The sequence below is a fragment of the Sphingomonas sp. genome, from assembly GCF_024508665.1.
Classification (GTDB): Bacteria; Pseudomonadota; Alphaproteobacteria; order Sphingomonadales; family Sphingomonadaceae; genus Sphingomonas.
The window spans coordinates 1,096,175-1,122,044 of sequence record NZ_JANINP010000007.1; the positions used below are offsets into that span (position 1 = coordinate 1,096,175).

25 protein-coding genes are annotated in these 25,870 nt (G+C 65.5%); 14 read left to right on the top strand and 11 right to left on the bottom strand.

Going from position 1 to position 25,870, the window contains the following annotated elements:
• Window positions 1-38 precede the first annotated feature (38 nt).
• From Q0L25_RS20380 to adh, 4 genes are all read right to left on the bottom strand, one after another.
• Entirely contained in the window at window positions 39-2,294 is a 2,256-nt protein-coding gene (locus Q0L25_RS20380; RefSeq protein ID WP_296617494.1) for a NahK/ErcS family hybrid sensor histidine kinase/response regulator, read from the bottom strand.
• Window positions 2,294-3,457 carry an FIST N-terminal domain-containing protein gene (locus Q0L25_RS20385; protein WP_296617495.1) on the bottom strand — a complete coding sequence of 388 codons (1,164 nt, stop codon included), beginning with the start codon at window positions 3,455-3,457 and terminating at the stop codon, window positions 2,294-2,296. Before Q0L25_RS20385 ends, Q0L25_RS20380 begins: the two co-directional genes overlap by 1 nt.
• 49 nt (window positions 3,458-3,506) lie before the next feature.
• Window positions 3,507-3,896, bottom strand: a complete 390-nt coding sequence (locus Q0L25_RS20390) for a DUF779 domain-containing protein (protein ID WP_296617498.1) — start codon at window positions 3,894-3,896, stop codon at window positions 3,507-3,509.
• Window positions 3,897-4,004: 108 nt separating this feature from the next.
• Entirely contained in the window at window positions 4,005-5,525 is a 1,521-nt protein-coding gene (adh, locus tag Q0L25_RS20395; RefSeq protein WP_296617501.1) for an aldehyde dehydrogenase, read from the bottom strand.
• A 183-nt stretch (window positions 5,526-5,708) separates the two neighbouring features.
• On the opposite strand from adh, the gene Q0L25_RS20400 reads away from it, so the two are divergent.
• From Q0L25_RS20400 to Q0L25_RS20430, 7 genes are all read left to right on the top strand, one after another.
• Window positions 5,709-6,179 carry a pseudoazurin gene (locus tag Q0L25_RS20400; RefSeq protein WP_296617503.1) on the top strand — a complete coding sequence of 157 codons (471 nt, stop codon included), beginning with the start codon at window positions 5,709-5,711 and terminating at the stop codon, window positions 6,177-6,179.
• A gap of 173 nt (window positions 6,180-6,352) precedes the next feature.
• Complete coding sequence (locus tag Q0L25_RS20405; protein WP_296617505.1) at window positions 6,353-7,135, top strand: universal stress protein; 783 nt, start codon at window positions 6,353-6,355, stop codon at window positions 7,133-7,135.
• Window positions 7,136-7,150: 15 nt separating this feature from the next.
• Window positions 7,151-7,819, top strand: a complete 669-nt coding sequence (locus tag Q0L25_RS20410) for an NAD(P)H-dependent oxidoreductase (RefSeq protein WP_296617507.1) — start codon at window positions 7,151-7,153, stop codon at window positions 7,817-7,819.
• A 48-nt stretch (window positions 7,820-7,867) separates the two neighbouring features.
• Window positions 7,868-9,181, top strand: coding sequence for an NRAMP family divalent metal transporter (locus tag Q0L25_RS20415; RefSeq protein ID WP_296617509.1), 1,314 nt, complete (start codon window positions 7,868-7,870; stop codon window positions 9,179-9,181).
• Between the two features lie 107 nt (window positions 9,182-9,288).
• Window positions 9,289-9,513, top strand: coding sequence for a hypothetical protein (locus tag Q0L25_RS20420; RefSeq protein WP_296617510.1), 225 nt, complete (start codon window positions 9,289-9,291; stop codon window positions 9,511-9,513).
• A gap of 22 nt (window positions 9,514-9,535) precedes the next feature.
• Window positions 9,536-10,879: an oxygen-independent coproporphyrinogen III oxidase gene (gene hemN / locus Q0L25_RS20425; protein ID WP_296617512.1), complete on the top strand. Its 1,344-nt coding sequence runs from the start codon at window positions 9,536-9,538 to the stop codon at window positions 10,877-10,879.
• A 74-nt stretch (window positions 10,880-10,953) separates the two neighbouring features.
• On the top strand, window positions 10,954-11,766 hold the full coding sequence (locus tag Q0L25_RS20430; RefSeq protein WP_296617513.1) for a universal stress protein: 813 nt from the start codon (window positions 10,954-10,956) through the stop codon (window positions 11,764-11,766).
• Between the two features lie 51 nt (window positions 11,767-11,817).
• Here the strand turns inward: Q0L25_RS20430 and Q0L25_RS20435 are convergent, their stop codons facing one another.
• Window positions 11,818-12,465 (bottom strand): OmpW family protein, encoded by a 648-nt coding sequence (locus Q0L25_RS20435; protein WP_296617515.1) that lies wholly within the window; start codon window positions 12,463-12,465, stop codon window positions 11,818-11,820.
• Window positions 12,466-12,602: 137 nt separating this feature from the next.
• Between Q0L25_RS20435 and Q0L25_RS20440 the strand changes: the two genes are divergently transcribed.
• The 6 genes from Q0L25_RS20440 to Q0L25_RS20465 all read left to right on the top strand — a co-directional run bounded on the left by Q0L25_RS20440 (window position 12,603) and on the right by Q0L25_RS20465 (window position 18,212).
• The gene (locus tag Q0L25_RS20440; RefSeq protein ID WP_296617516.1) at window positions 12,603-14,129 is read left to right on the top strand and encodes a PAS domain S-box protein; all 1,527 of its coding nucleotides are present in this window, start codon (window positions 12,603-12,605) and stop codon (window positions 14,127-14,129) included.
• A complete protein-coding gene (locus Q0L25_RS20445; protein ID WP_296617518.1) occupies window positions 14,122-14,736 on the top strand; it encodes a response regulator transcription factor in 615 nt (204 codons plus the stop codon). Before Q0L25_RS20440 ends, Q0L25_RS20445 begins: the two co-directional genes overlap by 8 nt.
• 54 nt (window positions 14,737-14,790) lie before the next feature.
• Window positions 14,791-15,183: a response regulator gene (locus tag Q0L25_RS20450; protein ID WP_296617519.1), complete on the top strand. Its 393-nt coding sequence runs from the start codon at window positions 14,791-14,793 to the stop codon at window positions 15,181-15,183.
• Window positions 15,184-15,188: 5 nt separating this feature from the next.
• The gene (locus Q0L25_RS20455) at window positions 15,189-15,920 is read left to right on the top strand and encodes a Crp/Fnr family transcriptional regulator (RefSeq protein WP_296617521.1); all 732 of its coding nucleotides are present in this window, start codon (window positions 15,189-15,191) and stop codon (window positions 15,918-15,920) included.
• A 216-nt stretch (window positions 15,921-16,136) separates the two neighbouring features.
• Complete coding sequence (locus Q0L25_RS20460) at window positions 16,137-16,958, top strand: universal stress protein (protein WP_296617522.1); 822 nt, start codon at window positions 16,137-16,139, stop codon at window positions 16,956-16,958.
• Between the two features lie 3 nt (window positions 16,959-16,961).
• Window positions 16,962-18,212, top strand: coding sequence for a DUF4010 domain-containing protein (locus tag Q0L25_RS20465; RefSeq protein ID WP_296617524.1), 1,251 nt, complete (start codon window positions 16,962-16,964; stop codon window positions 18,210-18,212).
• 26 nt (window positions 18,213-18,238) lie between these two features.
• On the opposite strand, the gene Q0L25_RS20470 is transcribed toward Q0L25_RS20465, so the two are convergent.
• A complete protein-coding gene (locus Q0L25_RS20470) occupies window positions 18,239-18,817 on the bottom strand; it encodes an NAD(P)H-dependent oxidoreductase (RefSeq protein WP_296617526.1) in 579 nt (192 codons plus the stop codon).
• Window positions 18,814-21,495, bottom strand: coding sequence for a bifunctional acetate--CoA ligase family protein/GNAT family N-acetyltransferase (locus tag Q0L25_RS20475; protein WP_296617527.1), 2,682 nt, complete (start codon window positions 21,493-21,495; stop codon window positions 18,814-18,816). The genes Q0L25_RS20470 and Q0L25_RS20475 overlap by 4 nt, the downstream gene beginning before the upstream one ends.
• A gap of 165 nt (window positions 21,496-21,660) precedes the next feature.
• Here Q0L25_RS20475 and hemA point away from each other — a divergent pair, with 165 nt between their 5' ends.
• Window positions 21,661-22,887 carry a 5-aminolevulinate synthase gene (gene hemA, locus Q0L25_RS20480; protein ID WP_296617529.1) on the top strand — a complete coding sequence of 409 codons (1,227 nt, stop codon included), beginning with the start codon at window positions 21,661-21,663 and terminating at the stop codon, window positions 22,885-22,887.
• Window positions 22,888-22,893: 6 nt separating this feature from the next.
• Here the strand turns inward: hemA and Q0L25_RS20485 are convergent, their stop codons facing one another.
• From Q0L25_RS20485 to Q0L25_RS20500, 4 genes are read right to left on the bottom strand one after another with little or no spacing between them, the layout of a single operon-like run.
• A complete protein-coding gene (locus Q0L25_RS20485) occupies window positions 22,894-23,130 on the bottom strand; it encodes a hypothetical protein (protein WP_296617531.1) in 237 nt (78 codons plus the stop codon).
• Window positions 23,123-23,272 carry a cbb3-type cytochrome oxidase assembly protein CcoS gene (gene ccoS / locus Q0L25_RS20490; RefSeq protein WP_066590482.1) on the bottom strand — a complete coding sequence of 50 codons (150 nt, stop codon included), beginning with the start codon at window positions 23,270-23,272 and terminating at the stop codon, window positions 23,123-23,125. The genes Q0L25_RS20485 and ccoS overlap by 8 nt, the downstream gene beginning before the upstream one ends.
• The gene (locus tag Q0L25_RS20495) at window positions 23,269-25,413 is read right to left on the bottom strand and encodes a heavy metal translocating P-type ATPase (protein WP_296617533.1); all 2,145 of its coding nucleotides are present in this window, start codon (window positions 25,411-25,413) and stop codon (window positions 23,269-23,271) included. The genes ccoS and Q0L25_RS20495 overlap by 4 nt, the downstream gene beginning before the upstream one ends.
• Entirely contained in the window at window positions 25,410-25,868 is a 459-nt protein-coding gene (locus tag Q0L25_RS20500; RefSeq protein WP_296617535.1) for a FixH family protein, read from the bottom strand. The genes Q0L25_RS20495 and Q0L25_RS20500 overlap by 4 nt, the downstream gene beginning before the upstream one ends.
• Between the last annotated feature and the right edge of the window lie 2 nt (window positions 25,869-25,870).

Here is a 25,870-nt window from a genome sequence, read left to right on the forward strand (position 1 = left end):
GCGCGCTGATCGCCGGCGTAGAACGGAGCTCGATTGTCTCAGCCGGTCGCGAGCCGCGTCAGCAAGGCGCGCAATTGCGCCGGCTTGACCGGCTTGGTCAGCAAATGGAGTCCCCGCGCCGACAGCGCCTCGCGAAGCTCGGGCGTGCGGTCGGCGGTGATGACGACCGCGGGAACTTCGACGCCGCAATGCGCGCGCGCATCCGCGATCGCCGCGTCACCCGTCGCACCATTGTCGAGATGGTAATCGGCGACGATCACGTCAGGACGATCCGCGCCGAGCGCAGCCATGGCGGATGCGGCGTCCGTCGCCGATCGCACCTCGCAGCCCCAGCCTTCGAGCATGGCTTCCATGCCGTCGAGGATCGATTGGTCGTTGTCTATGACCAGGATCCTGCGTCGGGCGAGCTGGCCGCGCCGCAGGGGCGTGGCAAGTTGCTGCCGCGCATCGCGCGCGGTCGCCAGCGGTACCGTCACTCCGAAGCGCGAGCCCTTGCCCGGTGCGGAGTCGAGCGAGACGGGATGATCGAGCATCTTGCTGGCGCGCTGGACGATCGCCAGCCCCAGGCCAATGCCGCGATCGCGCCCGGTTTCGCCGACACGCTGGAATTCCTCGAAGATGCGCTGATGATCGACCGCCGCGATGCCGATGCCGGTATCCGCGACCTGGATCGTCAAGTCGCGGCCGGTCGTGACGCAGGTCACTTCCACACCGCCTTCGGTGGTATAGCGCAAGGCGTTGGAAATCAGATTCTGCAGCATCCGGCGCAGCAATCGCGAATCCGACCGCACCCAATGACCGCTCGGTTCGATCCTGAAGCTCAGTCCTCGGGCGCGCGCGATCGGCGCGAATTCGGCACGCATGCTTTCGAGCAGTTCGTCGAGCGCGAGGTCGACGGGCTCGGCGACGATCGACCCGGCATCCAGTCGGGAAATTTCGAGCAAGGCCTCGAGCAGGTCCTCCACCGAATCGAGCGCCGAGCCGGTCTGCCGCACCAAGGCGCGGGTCGGTAGCGCGAGCCGGCGATCGCCCAGCGCGGCGACGAACAAGCGCGCCGCATTGAGCGGTTGCAGCAGATCGTGGCTGGCGGCAGCCAGGAAGCGCGTCTTGGACAGATTCGCTTCTTCCGCGGCGGTCTTGGCGGATCGCATCGCGGCTTCGGCCGCCTCGCGTTCGGCGACCTCGCGCTGGAGCCGCGCATTGACCGCGGCGATATCGGCGGTGCGCTGGAGCACGCGCCGTTCGAGCGATTCATTGGCCTCGCGGAGCACCTCAGCCGCGCGCAGGCGCTCGGTGATGTCTTCGAAGCTCATCACCATGCCGCCGCCCGACATCGACGATCGGCGCACTTCGACCGTGCGTCCGTCGGTGTGACGGCGTTGGGTGACCATATCGGCCGAGCCCGGCGGCAGCCAATCGAGCGGCCGATCGGCCTGCATCGGACCGTTGATACGCTCGCAGGTAGCGACGAGTCCGTCATGCGTCATCACCAGCGGCATGCCGTCGGCGGGCAGGCCGATCGTCGCCAGCAGCGGGCCGTTCCAGGCGATAAGCTTGCGGTCGGCGTCGTAGACGCACACGCCGAGGCGGATATTGTCGAGCGTCGCTTGCAGGATCGCGGTCTTTTCGGCGAGTTCTAGCGTGCGTTCCCGCGCGTCGTCCGCCTTTACCTGGGTGATATCGGTATAGACCCCGACGATGCCGCCCTCGCTCGTGCGTAGTTCGTTGATCTGGATCCAGCGTCCGTCGGCCAGCGCATGGACGTGACCACCTTCGGCGACGCGATGCTGCGCGACGCGTTCGGATACCCAGCGATCGGGAGCGACGAGCGCGCCGAGCGTGGTGCCATCCTGGCCGATCAGGCGGGCAATCTCGTCGAAGCCCATGCCGGGCACGATACGATCGGCGATGTTCGGCCAAAGTCCGAGATAGGTGCGATTGCACAAGACCAGCCGGTCGTCGGCGTCGAAGATCGCGAACCCCTCGTTGATGCTCTCGATGGCGTCACGCAACCGGCGCTGCGCGTCGTCCGCCGCTTCCTTGGCGGTCGCCAGCGCGGCATTGCTGCTGGCCAGAGCATCCAGTGCCCGTTCGAGATCGAGCGTGCGCTCGCGGACCTTGCCCTCCAGGCTGATCGCGGTTTCGAACAACGAGAAGGCATTGCCCTGAAGATCGGTCGAGCGTTCGACGCGATCCATCAACGCGGCGTTGATCCGCTTGAGCTTGCCGATCTCGGCTTCGAGCGCGGCGATGCGCTCGGCATCGGTTGGCGGTTGCAATGCGCGGGTCGCCATCAGCGGCCACCCCCGATCGCCAGGCCGCTGAACGTCTGATTGACGTGGAGGGCGTGATATTGCTCGCCATAGGTGTTGAACCCGGTGACCCGATTGTCGACCATCAATTTGGACACCTTGCGGGTCAACTGGCGCTGTTCGATCTCGACCTTGTTGAGCACGCAGTCGAACCCGATGATGCGATCGATTCCGCCGACCGATCGATCGAGATCGTCGAACAGGTCGGACAGTCCCCCGACGATGTCGCTGCCTTCTCCCAATGTCAGCACGACGCCCTCGTCGATCGCGCAATAGAAGGTCAGGCTGTCGTCGGGATTGGCGCTCTGGATCGACCGGACATAATATTCGCCGCCGGCCCGGACCATCGGCGGATGCGCCGCGAAGACGTTCGATCCCAATTGGTCGACGGTCACGCCGGTCAGTCGCGCATATTCCTGCGCCGCGGGTTCGGCATTGATCTCGGTCACCACGCGTCCGACTGGATCCGCCCCGGTGATCACCATCTTGGTGCTGCCGGGGTGATAATGCTGCGCGCGGAACACCTTCAACGGCCGCGACGAAGAGAGGATGGCGACCAAGGCCGCATCGCGGCGGAACTGCCCGCTTTCGAAGATGAAGGTTTCCTTGAAGGCCAGCCCGTCGCCCGACGATCCGCCGATCAGGGGTATCTTGCCGAGCGCATCCTGAACCGTGACGGTCAACATTTCCTCGCGGTGCGACAAGCCGTCGACCAGGAAGATCGCGGCATGATCGACCGCCGGTCCCAGGCCTCGCGACGCCGCCACTGCCGAGCCTACCAGCTCTCGGACGACGCTTTGCGCCGCGCCTTCCTCGAAGGCGTCGAGCTCGTCGAACCGAGCCGAGGTCAGCGTGAAATGGCTCGCCGGGAAGCCGATCGCCGTAATGGTGCCTTCGGCGGTGCCCTCGCTCGTTATCTCTCCTGACGAGGTGCAGCCGATGACCGTGAGGCCCTCGGAACACGCGTTGATCGCGGCGGCGAGTTCGGCAAGCGGGTAGCGGCTCGAACAGAATAGCAGCACCCCGGCCAGGCTCGGCGGGTCGAGTTCGCGGAACAATTGCTGCGCAGCATCGCGCGGGTGATCGGCACAGGTCCACGCAACGCGGACTGGGTCGTCGCAAGGCGGAGCGGGTCGCGGAGCCATCGCCACCATGATGTCACGCTCCGGTCGCCTCGTCACCGTCATTCGCGCGTCAGCTATCTCCGCGCGGCGGGTCGCCGGCCGCCTCGAGCGCATCGGCTTCCTCATCGGTGAAGATGCGGCTGCGGATGACGAAGCGCACGCCTTCCGGCCCTTCGAGCGAGAAACCGGCACCGCGGCCCGGAACCACATCGATCGTCACCTGCGTATGGCGCCAATAGTCGAATTGGGCGGCGCCGATCCAGACCGGCACGTCTCCCGCTACCCGGCCGAGCAGGACGTCCTGCGTCCCCACGCGGAACTCGCCGGCCGGATAGCACATCGGCGCGGACCCGTCGCAGCATCCGCCGGATTGATGGAACATCAAGGGCCCGTGCTTGACGCTGAGCGCGGCGATCATCGCAGTCGCGGCGTCGGTGGCGAGAATGCGAGGAGGGACCATCGTTGCTCCTTGGGCGGCGAAAAGAGCGGCGGGCCGCGAAGCCCGCCGCCGGAGTCCGGACGCGATCGGAGAGTGGAGTGACCGCGTCGGGGATGGATCGCCGCCGGCTCAGAAGAAGCCCAGCGCCTTCGGCGAATAGCTCACGAGGAGGTTCTTGGTCTGCTGATAGTGATCGAGCATCATCTTGTGCGTCTCACGGCCAATGCCCGACTGCTTGTACCCGCCGAACGCGGCATGCGCGGGGTAGGCGTGATAGCAATTGGTCCACACGCGGCCCGCCTGGATGCCGCGGCCCATGCGATAGGCGCGCGTCCCGTCGCGGGTCCACACGCCGGCGCCGAGGCCATAGAGCGTATCGTTGGCGATCGCGAGCGCGTCGGCATCGTCCTTGAACGTCGTGACAGCGACGACCGGGCCGAAAATCTCCTCCTGGAACACGCGCATCTTGTTGTGGCCCTGAAGGATCGTCGGCTCGACATAATAGCCGGTGTCGAGTTCGCCGCCGAGCTGCGCCCGCTTGCCGCCGGTCAGCACCTTGGCGCCTTCGTCGCGGCCGATGTCGATATAGGACAGGATCTTCTCGAGCTGATCGTTCGAGGCCTGCGCGCCGATCATCGTCGCCATGTCGAGCGGCGACCCCTGTTTGATCGCCTGCACCCGGGCGATCGCCTTTTCCATAAAGCGGTCGTAGATCGATTCGTGGATCAGGGCGCGGCTCGGGCAAGTGCAGACTTCGCCCTGGTTGAGCGCGAACATCGCGAACCCTTCGAGCGCCTTGTCGAGATAGTCATCGTCTTCGGCCATGACGTCGGCGAAGAAGATGTTGGGCGACTTGCCGCCGAGTTCGAGCGTGACCGGGATCAGATTCTCGGTCGCATATTGCATGATCAGGCGGCCGGTGGTGGTTTCGCCGGTGAAGGCGATCTTGGCGATGCGCTTGTTTTGCGCGAGCGGTTTGCCCGCCTCGATACCGAAGCCGTTGACGACGTTGAGCACGCCCGGCGGCAACAGGTCGCCGATCACGTCCATCAGCACCATGATCGACATCGGGGTCTGCTCGGCGGGCTTCAGCACGACGCAATTGCCCGCGGCGAGCGCCGGCGCGAGCTTCCACGTCGCCATCAGCAGCGGGAAGTTCCACGGGATGATCTGGCCGACGACACCCAGCGGCTCGTGAAAATGGTACGCGATCGTGTCGTGGTCGATCTCCGCGATCGACCCTTCCTGCGCGCGCAGGCAGCCGGCGAAATAGCGGAAATGGTCGATCGCCAGCGGCAAATCGGCGGCGGTCGTCTCGCGGATCGGCTTGCCGTTGTCGATCGTCTCCGCAAGCGCGAGCAGAGACAGCTTCTCCTCCATCCGGTCGGCGATCTTGAGCAGGATGCCGGCGCGCTCGGCAGGACTGGTCTGGCCCCACTTTTCCTTCGCCTTGTGCGCGGCGTCGAGTGCGAGCTCGATGTCTTCCGCGGTGCCGCGTGCGACCGAGCAGACGGTCTTGCCGGTGACCGGCGAGGGGTTCTCGAAATATTGTCCCCTGACCGGGGCGACCCACTCGCCGCCGATGAAATTGTCGTACCGCGACCTGAAAGCGATCTGTCCCTTCAGCTCGTCGAGCGCCTGCTGCAACATCGAATTTCTCCTTGGCCGAACTTGGCCCGTCACGCACGGCGGGCACCTCTTCTGATCGCATTCTGACCTTTCCGGCGGCGCGCGCCATTGGACCAAGGACCAATTGTTCGCGGGAGCGGCCACGGCATGTTTGGAGCAGGAGTGGCGGCCGCGGAGTCGTCCGTTGAAGATTGGGAGAAGGACATGAAGTTCATTCTGGCCGCATGCGCTGCCACACTGGCGACCGCGGCGATCGGCGTCGCGGTTGCGCCCGCTCCGGCGGCGCCGGCACCGGCCGGACGCATCATCACGGTACACATGAAGGACATGGGTGCGGACGGCGCGATGGTCTTCGAACCCGGATTCGTGAAGGCGAATGTCGGCGACACGATCCGTTTCGTGCCGCAGAACGCGATGCACAATGCCGAGACGATCCCGTCGATGCTACCGGCTGGCGTCGCGCCGAGTGCCGGGGCGATGGGCAAGCAGTTCGATCTGAAGCTGACCGCCGCCGGCCTTTATGGCGTCAAGTGCAAGCCGCATTACGCGATGGGCATGGTCGCCTTGATCCAGGCCGGCAAGGGGCCGTCGCCCAACCTGGCGGCCGCCAAGGCGGTTTCGTTACCGCCTTTCGCCAAAAAGCGCATGGCCGCCTATCTGGCCAAGGCGAGCTGACCCCACGCGCCGGCAGCCGCGAGACCTCGTCGCGACAACGCTCGGCAAAAGACATCGGCAATGGGCGAGCCGAGCCCCTATCGGGGATAACGCGTATATCCGGCGCGCCTGTGCGACCAGTACATAATGACCGATCCCGGACCGCTTAGGCGGCTCAAAATCAGGAGAAAGTCATGCGCGAGGTGCTGGTGCCGATCCACGACGACGTCGGACAGCAATCCCGCCTGCAGGCCGCGTTCGACCTCGTTCGGGCAAGCCAGGGAAGGCTTCTGTGTCTCGATCTGGCCGGGACGGATGCCAAAGGGACAGGGGCGGCGGGCGGCAGTTCGCTGGTGATGGAAGCGGAGGTCGCTCCGCTCAGCACGGTGCGCGACCAAGTCGCAGCGAGTGGCCTATCGGTCCACTGGATCGAGAGCCGCGAAGAGATGCTGCCGGCGATCGCCAAATTCGCGGCGCAGGCCGATCTGATCGTGATGAGCGCGCCGCGCGCTGATCTCTTTCCTCCCACCTATGCCGCGATCAGCGAATTGTTGGTCGCTGCCAACGCGCCGATCGTTGCGGTGCCGCCGGAATCGCCCGGCATAACGCTGAACGGCGAGGTGCTGATCTGCTGGGACGGATCGCGCGAGGCGCATCATGCCATGGTGGCGGCCATCCCGCTGTTGCGGCGCGCATCCGCCGTCACGATCGTCGAGATCGACGATGGCTCGCTCAAGCTCCCCGCCAGCCAGGCGCAAACGCTGCTCGCGCAGCGCAACATCGCGGCACGCGTCCGTTCTGACCTGGCATTCGGCGAAAAGGCGGGTTTCGTGCTTCTCGAGCAAATCGAGTTGCTCAAGGCCAATTATGTGGTGATGGGCGGGTTCGGGCACTCGCGCTTGGTCGAAAACATCTTCGGCGGCGTGACCGCGCGACTCCTGCACGAAAGCCCCGTGCCGATCTTCCTCAAACACTGACGCCGGGAGCAGATCATGGCGATCGACCCTATCCGACATCTGGTGGTACTCGCCCATCCGCGACGCGGCAGCTTCAACCACCAGATCGCGCAGACCTATTGCGACGCGGTCGAGGCGTGCGGCCAGCGCGCGTTCCTGCGCGACCTGTACCTCAACCGTTTCGATCCGGTACTCGAATATCTCGGCGAAGCTCCAGAGCTCGAGGTCGTTTATGACCTCACCGAAATCCGGCATTGCGATGTCCTGGTCTTCGTCTACCCGATCTGGTTCGGCGGGCCGCCGGCGATGATCAAGGGCTATGTCGATCGTGTCCTCGGTGCCGGATTCAAACCGAGCCACGATCACGCCCAGGCTCACAATCCCTTCCTCAAGGGGCGGCACATGATCAGCTTCTCGACCTCGGCATCGTCCGAGGCGTGGCTTGGCGAGCAGGGTCAGCTGACGTCGCTGCGCGAAGGGTTCGACCGCTATCTCGGCACGATCTTCCAACTGGCAGCAACCGATCACGTCCATATCGACGCGGTCGTCGAAGGACTGAGCGCGCAATATGCCGCCGAGCAGCTCGAGCGCGTGCGCCAGGCGGCGCGCAACACTTGCGCGACCGTACTCGGCGCGGCACACCGCGCAGAAATGGCGAAGCTTACCGACGGGGAGACGCGGCAGGATGCCGCTCGCAAAGACTGAACGCCGGCTTCGCCTCTCGGGCGGGACCGGATACCGCCCTTGCAGCGGATGACGGTGCCGCCGCGGCCGGCTGAGCCGGCATCACCATTGGATGGCAATCCCACGAAGTCGCTCGACCGGCTGAAACGGCATCCGCTCGCCCATGTCGGGCCGGGATTGATCACGGGCGTCGCGGACGACGATCCCAGCGGGATCGCCACTTATTCGCAGGCCGGCGCAGCCTATGGCTTAGGCATGTTGTGGACGATGCCGGTGGCCTACCCGCTGATGTCCGCGATCCAAATCCTTGCCGCCCGCCTCGGTCGCGTGACCGGCAAGGGGCTGGCCGCCAATATGCGGCAAGCCTTCCCCGGTTGGGTCGTCACGACGCTGGTGATCCTGTTGCTCGTCGCCAACACGCTCAACATCGCGGCCGACATCGCCGCGATGGGGGAAACCGCCGAGATGGTCGGCGGCGTCAGCCGTCACGTGATGATCGCGCTGTTCGTCGCGGTGACCCTGCTTCTCCAGATATTCGTACCCTATCATCGCTACGTCTTCTTCCTGAAGTGGCTCACATTGTCGCTGCTGGCCTATGCGGCGGTGCTGTTCGCGGTGCATGTGCCGTGGGGCGAAACGCTGCGGCAGACGGTCCTTCCGCACTTTCGCCTCGACGGGGCGGCAGCGACCATGATCGTGGCGATCTTCGGCACCACCATCAGCCCCTATCTCCTGTTCTGGCAAGCGTCCGAGGAGATCGAGGACATGCGTGGCGCGCCGTCGCTGCGGGACGATCCGAGCGCCGCGGGCGCGGAGCTGAGCCGGATCGGCTGGGATACGTGGAGCGGCATGCTCTATTCCAATCTTGCTTCCTACTTCATCATCCTCGCCACCGGCGTGACGCTTCACGCTGCGGGAATCACGCAGATCGACACCGCCGCCGAGGCCGCCGCGGCGCTGCGCCCGCTCGCCGGTGCCGAAGCGTCGATCATCTTTGCCGCCGGAATCCTCGGCGTCGGCTTTATCGGCGTGCCAGTCTTGGCGGGTTCGGCCGGCTATGCCTTGTGCGAAGCGATGGGGTGGGAGTGGGGGCTCGACCGCAAGGCGACCGACGCGCGCGCCTTTTACGCGATCATAGCGATCAGCGTTCTGCTCGCGCTGGTGCTGCAATTTCTGCCGATCAGCCCGATGCGCGCCTTGTTCTGGAGCGCCGTCATCAACGGCGTCGTCGCAATCCCGCTGATCATCGTGCTGATGGTCCTCGCTTCGCGAGCCGGCGTCATGGGCGCTTTCACCGCATCTCGGCCTCTGATCTGGCTGGCCGGCGTCGCAGCCGGCTTGATGGGCGTCGCGGCTGTCGTGATGGTGGCGGGGTTCTTCTAGGCAAGCGACAGCGAAATTTCGGCACGCTGCTGGCTACGTATGATCCCCGATAGGCCCGGCGGGGAGGTGCGTCCTATCCCACGATCGCTCGACGAGGGAGAAGACCGATGGAGCAAGCCGCACCGGAAGCGCCGCCAGGCGATGTCGCCGAACAGTCTTCGATCTGCGGCGACTCGCTTTGGCTCAGCCCCCTGGAATGGTGGGTGGCGTGGTGGAACGCGTGGAGCGTTCCGACCGTGCCGCATCCTCACGCGCACCTGTCGATGACCGGCCGCCCGCTCACCGTGCCGGAGCCAATCGCGAGCGCTCCCGAGCAGGATTTGTTCGCGTGATTGCGCTCAAAAGGAAATTTTGATGGCCGTCTTTCACGCCGATCTCGCCGCCCGTTCGGTGCCGCGATACACGAGCTATCCCACCGCCGCCGAATTCACCGAAACGGTGGGCGCCGCCGAGCATCGCGCAGCGCTGGACGCGCTCCGGCCGAGCGACAAAATCTCGCTCTACCTGCACATTCCCTATTGCCATGAAATCTGCTGGTATTGCGGCTGTAATACCGGGGCCGTCGGTCGAGCCTCGCGTCTGGACGCCTATGTCGACACGCTGGTCGCGGAAATCGGCCTGGTCGCGGAGCGGACCAAGGGCAGCGTCAGCCACGTCCATTTCGGCGGCGGCAGTCCCAATGCCTTGTCGCCCGAGCAGTTCGAGCGCGTCGCCGCCGCGGTTCGAAACGGTTTCCGAGTTCAGCCCGACGCCGAATGGGCGGCCGAACTCGACCCGCGACATCTCGATGCCGATTTCTGCCGAATGCTCGCGGCGAACGGCGTGTCGCGGGTAAGCCTGGGTGCGCAGACGTTCGACCTGGGTATTCAGGCGAAGATAAACCGGCTGCAGCCCTTTCGCATGGTTGCGCGGTGCGTCGAGGATTTGCGGCGCGCGGGGATCGCGCACATCAACCTTGACCTGATGTACGGGTTGCCCGGCCAGACGCTCGACACGATCGCGCGGACGATCACCTTGGCGCGCGATCTGGCGCCCGATCGGGTGGCGATGTTCGGCTATGCCCATTTGCCGCGGATGTTGCCGCGCCAGCGGATGATCGAGGACAGTCAGTTGCCTGATGCCCATGCGCGTTTCTGGCAAAGCATCCTGGCGCGCGACCTGTGGCTGGAAGAAGGCTTTCGACCGATCGGTTTCGACCATTATGCCCGGCCCGACGACAAGCTAGCGCTCGCCGCGGGTAATGGCACGTTACGGCGCAATTTTCAGGGGTTCACCGACGACGACGCCGATGCGGTGATCGGCCTCGGCGCATCTTCGATCAGCCTGTTTCCGGGGCTGATCACCCAGACCGAAAAGCATGTCGGACGATATCGGATGAAGGTCCAGAACGGCCGCCTCGGCACCGTAAGGGGAATCCGGCGCTCGCCTGACGATCAACAACGCGGCGCGGTGATCGAGCGGCTGTTGTGCGACGGGCGCGTCGACCTGGTCGAACTTGGTTGGTCGCCCACTGCGGCGGCGCAGGCAATGGCGGACACTGAATCGGGATTGGCGCCGATGGAGGAACGAGGCCTGATCCGCCGTCACGACACCGGGTTGGTCATCCTGCCGGATGGCGAGCCCTATGCGCGGCTCGCCGCGGTCGCGTTCGATACGTTCCGGACGGCTGGCGGCGACCGCTTCAGCAAGGCGGTCTGATTACGTAGCTATCCCGATATTGCGGTCCCGCGGCCAGGGATAGCGTGCTTCCGTCCCGGACTGAGGAGGCTGTCATGAAGAACATCCTGGTGCTGGTACATGACGATTGCGGCCAGGAAGCGCGGCTGCGGGTGGCGATGGACATCACGCGAGCGATCGATGGGCATTTGACCTGTCTCGACGTCGCCATGACCTCGCTCGTCGCCCCCGACTTCAACGGCACCTATACCGGCACCGCGCTGATGGCCGAAGAGCGGCAGGCCGAGGCCGCCAATGGCGCGGCGATAAAAGCGCGGCTCGACAGGGAAGGTCTTTCCCACGTTGTAATCAATGCCACGGGCGATCCCGCGACCTGTCTTCGCCGGGCAGCCAAACTCGCCGATCTGGTGGTGGTCAATCGCGGCCTGGACGACAAGTCGGCCTATCCCAATATGTTCGACCTCGCGGGCGATCTGATCCTGGAAGGTCATACGCCCGTGTTCGCGGTGCCCGAGAAAGTACGGTCGCTCGATCTGCAGGGAAGGGCGGTGATCGCCTGGGACGGATCGAACCATGCCGCCGCCGCGCTGCGCGCCGCGGTGCCGCTGCTCAAGCTCGCGCGCTCGGTCACCTTATTCTATGCGGAGGACGGGTCGCTGGGACTGCCTCTGGAAGAAGCGGCCGCGTATCTTTCCCGGCACGGCGTCCATGCGACGATCCGCCGCGAGAAATGCCTGATGGACCGGCCGGGTTCGGTGATCATGGCTGAAGCGATGATCGAACATGCCGATTATGTGGTGATGGGCGCATTCAGCCGGTCGCGCTTTCTGGAAGCGGCCTTTGGCGGCGCCACCCAGCGGATGCTGAGCGAAAGCCCGGTGCCGATCTTCATCGTTCACCAGGCGTAACCGTGGCTTAAAAAAGGGGGCGATACGCATCGCCCCCTTTTCCTTACCTGCTCAGAACCGGAAGCCGATACCCATACCGGCGACGATCGGGTCGATCTTGACGCGCGCCGTACGCAGGGTCGCGCCGCTGGTCAGGCGAGCGGTTGTCTTCATGTCGATATATTTGATGTCGAAATTCACGAACACCTTCTTGCTCACCGGGATGTCGACGCCGGCCTGCAGCGCATAGCCGAAACTGTCGTCGATCTTGACCTTGGTCGCGCCCAGCGCGCTGTTGAGCGAAGGCGTCGCCTTCGCCGAATAGAAGACCGAATAGTTGATGCCCGCGCCCAGATAGGGGCGAATTTTGCCCTCAGGCGCGAAGTGATATTGGAGAGTCAGGGTCGGCGGCAGCACCCAGGTATTGGCGACATCGCCAAGGCCCGAGATCGTTCCGCGGCCCGATACGCTGTGCTTGGTCGTCGCCAGAATCAGCTCCGCGCCGATATGATTGGTCGCCATATAGGTGAAGTCGACTTCCGGCATGACGCTATCGCCGACTCCGACCTTGCTTCCCGGGATGCCGGATACCTCGCCGGAGCGTTCGTTCGGCGCGACCACGATGGCGCGGGCGCGGACCAGCACGTCGCCTTCTTTTGCCAAGGCCGGCGTGACGGCAAACGCCGCAGCCACACCCGCGAGCAAGATTACTTTCCTCATGAATATACCTCCAGTTGACGGCGTGTCGCTATCCGCTGGAAGCCGCGGGCACTTTGATCGCACGCAACAAATGCCGCTACGTAAATTCCCGTATGGGCGGTGCCGGCATCTTGGCCGATCAGCGACGCGTGCATGCCATGACCATCATCGATCCCGATTTGCCCGGCTCTTCGCTCGACGCCGAGCTCGCATCGTTCGTCGCCAGCGCGACCGACCGCGCGCTTTTCCTGACCGCGCCGGACGGCAGGATCGCGAGCTGGAACCGGGGTGCCGAGCTACTCACCGGGTGGCGTGCGGACCAAGTCAAAGGGCAATCGGTCGCCTTGCTCTACACCGTGCAGGATTCGGGAGCGGGCAGGCCCCTCGACGATCGCACGGCAGCCGCTGCCTCGACATCGCCACTGCGGTTCGAAGGCTGGCGAATCCGCAAGGACGGATCCGAATTCCTCGCCGATGTCACGATCTTCGCCTTGCGCAACGAGGACGGATCGATCCGGGGGTTCGGCCAGAGCGTGCAGGACGTGACCTCGCGGAAGGCGACCGAACAGGGTCTTGCCGAGCGCGAGATGCACGTCCGCTCCATCCTGGCGACCGTGCCGGACGCGATGGTGGTGATCGACGAACGTGGCATCATCGTCTCGTTCAGTGCCGCCGCCGAACGGCTGTTCGGCTTTGCCGAAACCGAGGTCGTCGGGCGCAACATCAGCATGCTGATGCCCAATCCCGACCATGACCGGCACGACGATTATATCGCGCGCTATCTGGCAAGCGGCGAACGCCGCATCATCGGAATCGGCCGCGTGGTCGTGGGGCGGCGGCGCGACGGCAGTTCGTTTCCGATGGAATTGTCGGTCGGAGAGGTCAATGCGGACGGCTATCGCATTTTCACCGGCTTCATCCGCGATCTCACCGAACAGCAGCAGTCCGAACTGAAGCTCAAGGAACTGCAATCGGAATTGATCCACGTCTCCCGGGTGAGCGCGATGGGGACGATGGCCTCGACTCTGGCGCACGAGCTGAACCAGCCCCTGACCGCGATCGCCAATTATATGGAAGCCGCTCGTGAGCTGCTCGATCGGCCAGGCGAGGATGTGCGCGAATATATCGAGGAGGCGATCGAACAGTCGGCCAAGGAAGCGCTAAGGGCCGGGCAGATCGTTCGCAGGTTGCGCGATTTCGTCGCCCGCGGGGAAATGACGCGCCGCGTCGAAAGCCTGCCGGCGATGATCGAGGATGCGAGCCGCCTGGCATTGACCGGCGCGCGCGAGCGTGGCGTTCGGGCGTTCTTCCATCTCGATCCTGCGGCGAGCGAGGCCTTTGTCGATCGCGTTCAGATCCAGCAGGTGCTGGTCAACCTCATCCGGAACGGCGTCGAGGCGATCGGCGATCGGAAGATTCGCGACATCACCATATCGACATCGCGCGAACCGAATGGAATGATCCGCTTGTCGGTAGCGGATACTGGGGCCGGACTTGATCCAGAACTGGCGCCGCAATTGTTTCAGGCGTTCGCGAGCACGAAGGAAAGCGGCATGGGCCTTGGTCTGTCGATCTGTCGCACCATTGTCGAAGCGCATGGCGGCCGGATATGGGCCGAGGACAATGCCGGCGGCGGTACGATTTTCAATTTTACTGTTCAGAGCGGGGAGACCGACGATGAGTGAGCGGCGATTGGTTCATATCGTCGACGATGAGGATTCCATCCGGCGGTCGGCAAGCTTCATGCTGCGCACTTCCGGGTTCGACACGCGGACCTATCCGTCGGGCGTCGAATTCCTGAAGGAGGCCAAGCACGCCAATCCGGGATGCGTGCTGCTGGACGTCCGCATGCCGGAAATGGACGGCATGGAAGTTCAGCGCGAACTGAACGAACGCGGTATCGGGCTGCCGGTCATCGTCCTGACCGGCCATGGCGACATTTCTATCGCCGTGCAGGCAATGAAAGCCGGCGCGGTCGACTTCCTCGAAAAGCCGTTCGAGAAGGGGCAATTGATGCTCGCGCTCGATGCGGGCTTCGCCCGGCTGGAGCGACGCGAGGAGGCGGCGACCACCACGCACGACGCAGAAGTGCGCATCGCCGCGCTGACCGCGCGCGAGCAGGAAGTATTGCAGGGGCTCGCACGCGGGCATCCCAACAAGACGATTGCCTATGACCTGGGCATCTCGCCGCGCACGGTGGAGGTGCACCGCGCCAACCTCATGACCAAGCTGGAGGTCCGCAGCCTTTCGGAAGCGCTGCGTATCGCGTTCGCGGCCGGTTTGGAAAGCTGATCTGCGGATCATTACGTAACGACGGCCCCTGACGACCATGCGACGGATGCGACCATGAACAATGGCGCATCCCCCCATTCGGACCCGGCGGTAGACCTGCAGCGAGTGGTCCTGTTGATCGAAGATGACGAAGCCGTGCGGCGATCGTTGCAGATGCTGCTCCACTGGCGTGGCTATGACGTGCGCTCGTTCGCGGGTGCGGCGCCAGTGCTCGAGGGGCATGTCATGGACGATGCGGACGTGCTGATCGCCGATTACCGCCTTCCCGACGGCGACGGCCTCAGCGTGCTGCGCGCACTCCGCAGGGCGGATTGGAAAGGCAAGGCCATTCTGATCACCGCCTTTCCTTCACCCACGCTGACGGAAGCGGCGCGCGCCGCCGGGTTCGACGCCGTACTCGAAAAGCCGTTGCGTCAGCACGACCTGATCGGCGCCCTGGCGGGCTGACCTCGATGGCATCCGTCGCTTTAGCCTGGCCCGAGACAGACGGCCGTGCAGCTCCGGCACCCGATCCGCGTTGCTTGCGATGCATCGGCCGGCAACAGTCGATCTGCGCCGACCTGCCAGCCGATATCTTGCAGGAATTGGCGCGCATCGGTCGCGTGCGCCAGTTGCGCCGCGGCGAGGTATTGTCGTGGGAAGGCGACGAAGTCTACGACGTCGGTAACGTACGCGACGGCGCGCTCAAACTTACCGCTTCGCTTCGAGACGGTCGCGAACAGATACTCGGCGTCGCCTGGCCCGGCTCTTTCGTCGGCGAATTGTTCGCGGGCCAATGGGCTTACAGGGCGACCGCGCTGGCTGCGACGACGGTCTGCGTGTTTCGGCGCACGGACCTCAATATCCTGGCGGCAGGCCGCCCCGCCGTCGCAACTTCGTTGCTGCGACGTCTTTCGAACGATCTCGACACCGCGCGCCGATCGATCCTTTTCCTCGGCCGCAAGACCGCCGAGGAACGCGTCGCATCGCTGCTGATCGACATGCGCCGATCGATGCCGTGCGATGCCACCGGAGCGACTCCCATGTCTCTGAACCGCCAGCAGATGGCGGACCTTCTCGGCCTGACGATCGAAACCGTCAGCCGAAAAATACGCCGGTTCGAACGGGCGGGGATCATCCTGCTGGTCGAGACGCGCTTGTTTCGCGTGCTCGACGATGTCGGCCTTGCCAGGTTGGCCGGCTAAAACAATGATCTGATCCGGGAATCTACGCATCGTCCCGACGGCAGGGCGGGTGCAGGATCACCAACATGCCCTGGTTGCCGGCGACGGCCTGCTTCCACCTCGCAGCGCACTCGCTCCTTCCGGGCGGGTATGTGACGGTGCGGAAGCAGCAGGCGGCGGATCTGGTGTGAATGACGCGGTAAAACGAGCTTTCCCTTTCAGCCTGAGGATGATGCGATGACCGGAACGATGCTGGCGGTGATAGACGACGTCGAGAGCGGCGCAGGCACCATCCGTACGATCGCGGCACGCGCGGAGCGTCACGATGCGCGCCTGATCATCTATCTGCTGACGCCAGGGCCGCTTGCCGCGCCGGAGCTTGCGCCCTTCGGCGTCCTCTATCTGCCGGACCAGGTGTTGCAGGCCGATTCCGAGGAACAGGTCGCGAAACTGCGTTCCAAACTCGTCGGCTCGCCGGTGGACTTGGACATTCGAGGATTGTTCGACGACGTCGCCTGGCTGGCCGGCGACGTGCGGCGCGCGCGACCGATCGCCGATCTCGCCATCATCGGCTCGCACGAAACCTGGGCGATCCCTTATCTGTACCGGCGTGTCACCGAGATGCTGGCGCTGGCTTCGGGCGGGCCGCTCGTCATCCTGCCGCCGGGCCGCTCGCTGGCCACGGTCAACCACGCGGTCCTTGCGTGGAAGCCTTCGGTCGAAGCCGTTCGCGCGCTCCACGACCTGGTCAGCCTGCTCGAGCCCGGCGCACGCGTCGATATCGTGAGTTGTGGCGACCAGCCGAGCCATGACGACGATTCACGCGGGCATGGCGTGGTCGCGGATTATCTCGAACATCACGGCTTCGAGGCGGGATCGGTCTGGCTTGAGCAGCGGTACGATGTCGCCGAGCAGCTCCAGACCTATGCGCTTGAAATGGGTGCCGACTTGCTGGCGGCCGGAGCATTCGCGCACAGTCGGTTGCGCGAACTGGTATTCGGCGGCGTCACTGCCGGCTTGATCAGCCAGACGCGAATTCCGGTTCTGCTGTCGCGATAGGTGATGACGGGCGCCGGCCAATCACTGCTGTCGCTCGGCTTCGCGGTCGCGATCGGTCTGTTGGTCGGCCTCGAAAGGGGCTGGACGGGGCGCGGCGAGGACGATGGCCACCGCGTCGCCGGCATCCGGACCTTCGGCCTCCTCGGACTTGTCGGCGGTGTCGCGGGGTTGATGGCCGAGTGGATCGGGCTCGCGATCGTCGCGTTGAGCGGCATCGTCCTGATCGTCGGTTATTGGCGACAGACGGCGGCCAGCGACGGGCAGAGCGCGACCGGAGCGGTCGCCGGACTCCTGGTTCTGGGCCTGAGCGCGCTGGCCGCGTCCGGCCAGCCCGAAACGGCATTGGCCGGCGCCGCGATCGTGATGTTCCTCCTTTCGTCGCGCCAGACTCTCCACAAGCTGGTCAGCGACCTCACGGGCCAGGAAATACGCGCGGCAGCCGAGTTCGCCATCGTCGCTCTGGTCCTGTTCCCGCTTGCGCCCGATCGCGGCATGGGCCCGTTTGCAGCGATCAATCCACATCATCTGCTGCTCGTCGTAGTGCTGGTAAGCGGCATTTCCTTTGCCGGCTATCTGGCCGGCCACCATGTCTCGCGCGCGAAAGGCCCGATTCTCACGGCAGCCGTGGGAGCGCTCGTTTCGTCGACCGCGGTGACTGCCGCCCTTGCCCGCAGGATGCGGGGCGACGGCGATGAAACGGGTGGTCTGAGGGTCTCGTTGCTGATCGCCTCGATCATCGGTGGGCTGCGGGTCCTGGTGCTGATTGCAATTCTGGCGCCGGCCGCGCTCGCCAATGCCGCCTATGCGATCCTTCCCGGTCTGGCGATCCTCGTCGCGGCGGCAGCCTGGTCCGGAGGCGGCGAAGCGCCGGCGACCGACGAAGGGCCGCCTGTCGGCAATCCGCTTGAACTCGGCGCGGCAGTGACATTCGCGGCGATCGCTGCGCTCGCGACCGTTGGTGCGCGACTGGCATCATCGACGTTCGGGTCCTCCGGCTCACTGATCGTTTACACCGCGACCGGCATGGCCGACGTGGATGCGGCGGTTCTCGCTTTCTCGTCCTTGACGATCCCCGAGCAAGCCGTGCTGGCGGGCCCGGCCTTGGCTGCCCCGGTCGCCGCCAACATGCTTTTGAAGGCAGTCGTCACCATGATATTGTCGCGCAATCGGGCCGGGGTGGTGGCGGCATTACCGCTCTTCGCCTGCGCCGCGATCATCGTGTTCGCTGCAGCAATTATTTGGTTCCGCACCTGATCGGCGCAGGCGGCGTCGAACTCACCTCAGCCGCCGCCGCTTCCCAGGACGAACATGTTGTCGAGCCATCGCTCGCGCTTCGCCGCGCTCTGTTCCACTGCGCCGTATAGAATGTGATGGACGGGCCTGATCCCGACGAACCGCAGGATGTTGCGCTCCAAGCTTTTCACGCTGTGCGAGCGGAACCACAGCGCATAGAACGCCGCGGGCATTCCCATCGTCACGACGACCGTGGCCGATTTGCCGCGCAGAAGGCCGCCGCCCAGCGACGCCTGGTCGTTCAGCGCAAATCCCGGGCGCATGACCTGTTCAAGGAACGCCTTGAGCAGAGCCGGCACGTCGCCGAGCCAGAGAGGATAGAAGAATACGATATGGTCGGCCCAGGCGATCGATGCCTGGGCGTCGACGATTGCCGGCGGCGGCTGTCGCTTTGCCCATTCGTCCCTCGATCGCAGGATCGGGACGTCTGTCTTCGCGAGATCGATCCGGCGTACCTCATGGTCCCAGGCAAGGGCCCCTTTGACGTAGCGATCGGCGAGCGCATGGATCAGTCGAGCCGGATCGGGATCGGGGTGGGCGTCAATCACCAGGATGCGCCGCTTCATTGCGCCGGCTCCATTGCCGCCGCACCAGGCTGCCGCAGCGTGCGACGCAACAATACCTCCGAGCCAAGGTCGGTGCCCGGCACCGGCGCGAAGCCGGCCTCGCGCTCGAGCATCAATGCGGCACGGTTCTCGCTACTCTCGACCGCCTCGATCGCGCCGATCCCCTCGGCCTCGGCATAGCGGACGACATGCTCGACCAGCGTCCAGCTGACGCCCTTGCCCTTGAAGTCCGCACGGACCGAAACCGCCAATTCGGCGCGCTCGCGATCCGGATCGCACGCCAGCAGCGCCGATGCGATCGCCGTGCCGTCGGGCGCAAATGCAAGGAAATGCATCGTCCGCCAATAGTCGATCTGGGTCATCGCCACGAGCCGATCGCGGCCGACATCGCGCAGGCCGGTCAGGAAGCGGAACCGCAAATCGTCGGTCGTAACGTGGTGGAAAAGATCGGCCAGCGCATCCTCGTCGTCGGGCAGGATCGGCCGCACGTGCATCGTCACGCCGCCGCGCGTCGTCAGATCGGCGGTCCATTCCATCGGCGCCGGCCGGATAACGAGCTGCGAACCCGCATCGTCGAGCGACAGCCCGATGCGGGCGTCGAGCGCGATCGCGCCATGCTCGTCGACGAGCAGCGGATTGATGTCGAGCTCGGCGATCTCGGGCAGGTCGATGATCAGCGCAGAGACCGCGCTGAGCGCCCGCACTACGGCATCCGTGTCGACCGCGGGCACGTCGCGATAGGCGCCGAGCAGCGCCGCCACGCGCGTATTCTCGATCATTTCGCCGGCCAGCACGCTGTCGAGCGGGGGTAGCCCAAATGCGACGTCGCGCGTTACCTGGACCGCCTTGCCACCAGCCCCGAAGGCGATCACCGGCCCGAAGGTCGGATCCCGCGCGATGCCGATCAGCAGTTCGCGGCCCGAAGGGGACTTGACCATGGTCTCGATCTCGAACCCGGTGATCGATGCTTCTGGATGACCGTGTTTCAACATGGCCGTCATGTCCGCAGCGGCGCGCCGCGCGTCTTCGGCAGTGGCGACGTTGAGCGCGACCCCGCCGACGTCCGATTTGTGCGGCAATTGCGGCGAGACCACCTTCACCGCATAAGGTGGCGGAAGATCGGCGCAGACTTGCGTTATCGCATCATCGTCACGCGCGAGCATCCCCCGGACTACCGGGATGCCATAAGCGCCGATCACCGCTTTCGCCTCGGTCGCGGAGAGTTGCTGGCGGCCGGCATTGCGCGCGCCGACAATGACGGCGCGCGCCCGGGCGCGGTCACTGGCGGGAACGAGTTGGTGGGCAGGGGCGCGCATCAGCGCCTCGCGGGCGGCGCTCGCCTTGGCGAGATAGCCGAACGCGCGGACGGCATCGTCCAGATTATCGAAGACGGGAATGCCGGCATCGTCGAACAATGTTCTCGCCGCTTCGGTGTTGCGCGGCCCCATCCAGCACGCGATCAGCGGCTTGACCGCGCCCGCTTCGGCGCGTGCGGCAATCACGCCCCTGGCGATCTCTTCGCCCGTCGCGACGGCGGTCGGGCAATGGATGATCAGCGCTGCGTCGACCGCCGGATCGGCAAGGACGGCGCGCGTGGCGGCCGAGAAACGCTCGGCCCGCGCGTCGCCGACGACATCGACCGGATTGGCGCGCGACCATCCCGCGGGCAGGTCCGGGTCAAGTGCGGCGATCGTACCGGCGGACAGGGTTGCCAGGCTGGCGCCGACGCCGGGCAAAGCATCGGCGGCGAGCACGCCCGCTCCGCCACCATTGGACACGATCGCCAGGCGATCGCCATAAGGCGGACGGTAGCGTGACAGAATCTGCGCGGCGTCGAACAATTCGCCCAGCGTATCGACCAGGATGATGCCCGCGCGGCGGAAGGCGGCGGCATAGACGTCGTATGCTCCGGTCAGAGCGCCGGTATGCGAGAATGCCGCCTTGCCGGCGGCGGCGTTACGGCCGGCCTTGATCGCGATCAGCGGCTTGATGCGCGATGCCGCTCGCGCTGCCGACATGAACTTGGCCGGATTGGTGACCTGTTCGACATAGAGCAGGATCGCATCGGTGTGCGGGTCGCCGGCGTAGAAGTCGATCAGGTCGCCGAGATCGACATCGGCCATATCGCCCAGCGATACGACGCCGGAAAAGCCGACATGACGGTCGGCCGCCCAGTCGAGCATTGCGGTGACGAGCGCGCCGCTCTGCGACAGGAAGGCGAGTCTTCCGGCCGCCGCATTGCGCGGCGCGAACGAAGCGTTGAGCCCCGCATGCGGCAGCAGCAATCCCAGGCAATTGGGACCGATGATACGGACGTCATGCGGCCGCGCGGCGTCGAGTATCGCCTGGCGCGTCGCGGCGTCGTGGGGGACCGTCGAAATGACGGTGACGACCCGCGTGCCGATCGCTCCCAATTGTTCGATGATTGCGGGAATGGTCGCTGCCGGCGTCACGACGATCGCCAGATCAGGCTTGCGCGGCAGGTCGGCGATCGATGCCACCCACCAGACGTCATCCAGCTCGACCTTGTCGGGATTCACCGCGAACACCGTCCCGGCAAAGCCGCCGTCGATAATATTCTCCAGCACGCGCGTGCCGAGCGAGCCGGCCTTGCTCGAGCCGCCGATAACGGCGACCGATTGCGGGTGGTTGAGCGCGTCGAGATGTCGGATCGTCATGATGCAATTTCCGCCAAAGCCAGTGGGTCGGGCGGACTGTGCCGGGCGGACCAATCGATCTCCATCCGTATTGCCCCGGATGCAAGTCGACCCATCCTACGGGTTACTACGCATTTGGATTTGGCCGGGATTCGCGCATGCCGCGCCGACACCGGGAGAGCACATTTGCCGTACCAACGATTATTCACCCAGGCGATCGACCGGCTGCATGCCGAGGGGCGGTATCGCGTGTTCATCGACATTTTGCGCAACAAGGGGATGTTCCCCAATGCGCGGTGTTTTGCCGGCCATAACGGGCCGATGCCGATCACGGTGTGGTGCTCGAACGATTATCTGGCGATGGGCCAGCACCCCAAGGTGATCGCGGCGATGGAAGAAGCGCTGCACGATGTCGGTGCGGGCTCGGGCGGCACGCGCAATATCGGCGGCAACACGCATTACCATGTCGATCTCGAAGGCGAACTGGCCGACCTCCACGGCAAGGAAGGGGCCTTGCTGTTCACCTCGGGCTATGTCTCGAACGAGGCGACCCTGGCGACCTTGGGCAAGATCCTGCCTGGCTGCGTCATCTTCTCGGACGAACTCAATCACGCCTCGATGATCGCGGGCATCCGCAATTCGGGTTGCGAGAAGCGCGTGTTCCGACACAACGACCTGGCGCATCTGGAAGAGCTGCTCGCGGCCGAGGATGCCAACGCCCCCAAGCTGATCGCGTTCGAGAGCGTCTATTCGATGGAAGGCGATATCGCCCCGATCGCCGCGATCTGCGATCTTGCCGACAAGTATAACGCGCTGACCTATCTCGACGAGGTCCATGCCGTCGGCATGTACGGCCCCAGGGGCGGCGGCATTTCGGAGCGTGACCAGGTCGCCGACCGGATCACGATCATCGAGGGGACGCTGGGCAAGGCGTTCGGGGTGATGGGTGGCTATATCGCCGCCGACCAGACGATCATCGACGTCATCCGCAGCTACGCGCCGGGCTTCATCTTCACGACCAGCCTGTCGCCGGTGCTGGTCGCCGGCGTGCTCGCCAGCGTGCGCCATCTCAAGGCGTCGAGCGCCGAACGCGACGGCCAGCAGGCCTCGGCCAAAATGCTCAAGGCGATGCTGACCGAAGCCGGGCTGCCCGTCCTGCCGGGCGACACCCATATCGTGCCACTGATGGTCGGCGATCCGGTCAAGGCCAAGCGCATCAGCGACATCCTGCTCGCCGAATACGGCGTTTACGTCCAGCCGATCAATTACCCGACCGTGCCGCGCGGCACCGAACGCCTGCGCTTCACCCCAGGCCCCGCCCATGACGAAACCATGATGCGCGACCTCACCAAGGCACTCCTCGAAATCTGGAACCGGCTCGAACTGGAATATCCCGTCCGCCTCGCTGCGTGACGGCGATTAGCAATCCGGGCAGTCTTCACTGTCGGTCGCAAGCTTCCGGCTGCAAACCGCATGGCATCCCGTAGGCGATTCCTCGCGCGGGGCTTTCTTTCGATCGAGCGGAATCGCGATCCGATGGCTGCCGTCGCCGCACAACGGCAGCGTCAGCACCTGTGATGGCGGGCAGCAAGCAATAGCCAGCGCCAGCCGGGCAATCGCCGCAATCCCCATCCAGGCCGCCACGCCCTCAGTCATCCCGGTCATCCTCGATCAGGATACGCATGGAGGCGCCGTCCAGGTCCTCGAACTGGCCGTCGCGCACCGCCCAGAAGAACGCCGCGAGACCGGCCAGGCCGAGGCCGAGCGCAAACGGAATGAGCAACAGGATACCGTTCATCGTACCGCTCCCCTCAACCGCAGCGCATTGGCGACGACCAACAGCGACGATCCCGACATCGCCGCCGCGGCGATCAACGGCGTCACGTGGCCCAGGATCGCGAGCGGCACGGCGATCGCGTTATAGCCGATGGCCAGCACGAAATTCTCGCGTACGACCCTCATCGTCCGTCGCGCGGCCGCGATCGCCAGCGGAACGGGCATCAGCCGGTCGCCGAGGAAGACGATATCGGCAGCGAGCGTGCCGACATCGCTGGCAGTGCCCGGAGCCATCGCGACCTCAGCGCTCTTGAGCGCCGGCCCGTCGTTGAGCCCGTCGCCCACCATCAGCACGTGGTGTCCCGCGGCCTGAAGCTTGCCGACATAATCATATTTGTCGCCCGGCGACATGCGCGCCTGGGCGGCGACGCCGAGCGAGGCGGCAAGCTCCGCGACCGCGGCCGGCGTGTCGCCCGACAACATCTCCACGCTCAATCGCGAACGATGGAGCCGGTCGATCGCTTCCGCCGCATCCGGCCGGGTTTCGTCCCGCAGCGCAATGAGGCGGGGTGGCTCTTCGCCGATGCGATAGGCGATGGCGGTGCGATCATGGTCGAGCGCGCCGTCCCCGGCGATCCAGTCCGGCCGACCCAGCCGGCAACGAACTCCGGCGATTTCGCCTTCGAGCCCCAGCCCGGCCTGCTCGGTCAGGTAAACGGCTGGCAGCGCCACGCCGCCGGCGTCTTGCGCCGCCGCCGCGATCGCGCGCGACATCGGATGCGTGCTGCCGCGCGCCAGAGTGAACAGGATCGACAGGGTGGTGACGTCGTCGGGCATGCCGCTGACCGGCACGAAGCGGCCCAGCGTCGTGGTCCCGGTCTTGTCGAGCAGCACGGTATCGACGCGCGACAGGCGTTCGATCGCGCTGCCGTCCTTGACCAGCATGCCCGCGCGCATGAACGCGCCCGAGGCGACGACGTGCGCGATCGGCACCGCCAGTCCCAGCGCGCAAGGGCAGGTGATGATGAGGACGGCCACCCCGATCGTTGCTGCATGATGGACGCCGGCGCCGGCGATCAGCCAGCCGAGGAAGCTGAGCGCGGCCAGCGTATGGACTGCGGGCGCATAAAGGCGCGACGCGCGATCGGCGATCCGAACGTAGCGCGATTTGACCTGGTGCGCCGACTCCATCAGCCGCGCGATATCGGCGATCGCGGTGTCATCGCCCGCTCGGGTCACCCGGACCACCAGCGGGGCGGCGACGTTGATCGTCCCGGCCAGCACCTCGCCGTCGGCCCCGACAGGATCGGGAGCGCTTTCGCCGGTCACCAGCGACCGGTCGATCACGCTGGTGCCCGTCTCGACGCGACCGTCGGCCGGGATGCGCTCGCCGGCCGCGACCAGCACGCGCATGCCCGCGGACAGTTCTGCGATAGGGCGGCGCGAGGACGATCCGTCGGCCGCCAGCACCAGCGCATCAGCGGGGACCTGGTGCAGCAAGGCGGCGACGCTGTCGCGCGCACGGGCGCGCATGACGCTGTCGAGGAAGCGCCCCGCGAGCAGGAAGAACAGCAGCATGACCGCGCCGTCGAAATAGGCATGCTCGCCGCCGGTCGCGGTTTCGTAGAGACTCATCAGCGTGGTCAGCACGACGCCGATCGAGATCGGCACATCCATATTGGTGCGGCCGCGGCGCAGCGCGCTCCACGCATTGGTGAAGAACGGCCGGCCGGCAAACGCGACCGCGGGGATTGCGATCAACGCCGACAGCCAGTGGAACAGCCCGCGCGTCGCATCATCTGCGCCCGACCAGACCGAAACCGACAGCAGCATGATGTTCATCGCGGCGAACCCGGCCACGCCGAGCGCGAGCAGCAGGCGGCGGCGTTCGCCGTCCTCTCCGGTGGTCTCGGCGGCGGCGAACGGATGCGCTCGGAAACCCAGCCCCTCGACCGTGCGGACCAGCATTTCCGCATCGATCGCCGGCACATGGGCGACATGCAGCCTATGCGTTGAGAGGTTCATCCGGGCGGTCGCGATTCCCGGCAGGGCATGCAGGCCGCCCTCTATCTTGGCGATGCACGAGGCGCAATGCACGCCCTCGACGGTCAGATCGGTCGTCGTCAGGCTGTCGTCGCGGCGGATGACGGCCAGTGCGTTCATACCCTGATCTCGTCGTCGAACGCCGCGCGCTGGGCACCGGCATTGACCTCGATGCGGACCAGCCACCGGCCGTGCGGCAAGCGCCCGTCGGAGCGATAGACGCCACCGCCCATAGCGCGCAGGCGAAGGCTCCGTTGAGCGACCAGCCCGACGGGATGGTTGGCAATGATGCTGACCGTGGCACCGTCGATCGCCTGGCCGGCGCGCGACAGGCGCAGCGAGACCGCGCCGCTGCCATCCGCCGTCGGCGTTGCCTGCCAGCCTTCGCGTTCCTGCTGCCGGCCCTCGGCAAGCCAGCGATTATAATGCGTGGTCGCGACATAGGAATTCTCGACGACCAGCCCGCCGAACGTCCGGATCGCGTCGGTCGCCATGACGGCATTGACCCCGATCACCACGCCGAAAAAGCCGATCATGATCGCCAGCATATGCCAGCCGGTGAAGCGTGCGGTCATCA

Coding starts and splice junctions, on each gene's coding strand:
- Q0L25_RS20380 (WP_296617494.1), bottom strand. CDS start 2,294: ATGGCGACCCGCGCATTGCAACCGCCAACCGATGCCGAGCGCATCGCC.
- Q0L25_RS20385 (WP_296617495.1), bottom strand. CDS start 3,457: ATGGCTCCGCGACCCGCTCCGCCTTGCGACGACCCAGTCCGCGTTGCG.
- Q0L25_RS20390 (WP_296617498.1), bottom strand. CDS start 3,896: ATGGTCCCTCCTCGCATTCTCGCCACCGACGCCGCGACTGCGATGATC.
- adh (WP_296617501.1), bottom strand. CDS start 5,525: ATGTTGCAGCAGGCGCTCGACGAGCTGAAGGGACAGATCGCTTTCAGG.
- Q0L25_RS20400 (WP_296617503.1), top strand. CDS start 5,709: ATGAAGTTCATTCTGGCCGCATGCGCTGCCACACTGGCGACCGCGGCG.
- Q0L25_RS20405 (WP_296617505.1), top strand. CDS start 6,353: ATGCGCGAGGTGCTGGTGCCGATCCACGACGACGTCGGACAGCAATCC.
- Q0L25_RS20410 (WP_296617507.1), top strand. CDS start 7,151: ATGGCGATCGACCCTATCCGACATCTGGTGGTACTCGCCCATCCGCGA.
- Q0L25_RS20415 (WP_296617509.1), top strand. CDS start 7,868: ATGACGGTGCCGCCGCGGCCGGCTGAGCCGGCATCACCATTGGATGGC.
- Q0L25_RS20420 (WP_296617510.1), top strand. CDS start 9,289: ATGGAGCAAGCCGCACCGGAAGCGCCGCCAGGCGATGTCGCCGAACAG.
- hemN (WP_296617512.1), top strand. CDS start 9,536: ATGGCCGTCTTTCACGCCGATCTCGCCGCCCGTTCGGTGCCGCGATAC.
- Q0L25_RS20430 (WP_296617513.1), top strand. CDS start 10,954: ATGAAGAACATCCTGGTGCTGGTACATGACGATTGCGGCCAGGAAGCG.
- Q0L25_RS20435 (WP_296617515.1), bottom strand. CDS start 12,465: ATGAGGAAAGTAATCTTGCTCGCGGGTGTGGCTGCGGCGTTTGCCGTC.
- Q0L25_RS20440 (WP_296617516.1), top strand. CDS start 12,603: ATGACCATCATCGATCCCGATTTGCCCGGCTCTTCGCTCGACGCCGAG.
- Q0L25_RS20445 (WP_296617518.1), top strand. CDS start 14,122: ATGAGTGAGCGGCGATTGGTTCATATCGTCGACGATGAGGATTCCATC.
- Q0L25_RS20450 (WP_296617519.1), top strand. CDS start 14,791: ATGAACAATGGCGCATCCCCCCATTCGGACCCGGCGGTAGACCTGCAG.
- Q0L25_RS20455 (WP_296617521.1), top strand. CDS start 15,189: ATGGCATCCGTCGCTTTAGCCTGGCCCGAGACAGACGGCCGTGCAGCT.
- Q0L25_RS20460 (WP_296617522.1), top strand. CDS start 16,137: ATGACCGGAACGATGCTGGCGGTGATAGACGACGTCGAGAGCGGCGCA.
- Q0L25_RS20465 (WP_296617524.1), top strand. CDS start 16,962: ATGACGGGCGCCGGCCAATCACTGCTGTCGCTCGGCTTCGCGGTCGCG.
- Q0L25_RS20470 (WP_296617526.1), bottom strand. CDS start 18,817: ATGAAGCGGCGCATCCTGGTGATTGACGCCCACCCCGATCCCGATCCG.
- Q0L25_RS20475 (WP_296617527.1), bottom strand. CDS start 21,495: ATGACGATCCGACATCTCGACGCGCTCAACCACCCGCAATCGGTCGCC.
- Q0L25_RS20485 (WP_296617531.1), bottom strand. CDS start 23,130: ATGACTGAGGGCGTGGCGGCCTGGATGGGGATTGCGGCGATTGCCCGG.
- ccoS (WP_066590482.1), bottom strand. CDS start 23,272: ATGAACGGTATCCTGTTGCTCATTCCGTTTGCGCTCGGCCTCGGCCTG.
- Q0L25_RS20495 (WP_296617533.1), bottom strand. CDS start 25,413: ATGAACGCACTGGCCGTCATCCGCCGCGACGACAGCCTGACGACGACC.
- Q0L25_RS20500 (WP_296617535.1), bottom strand. CDS start 25,868: ATGACCGCACGCTTCACCGGCTGGCATATGCTGGCGATCATGATCGGC.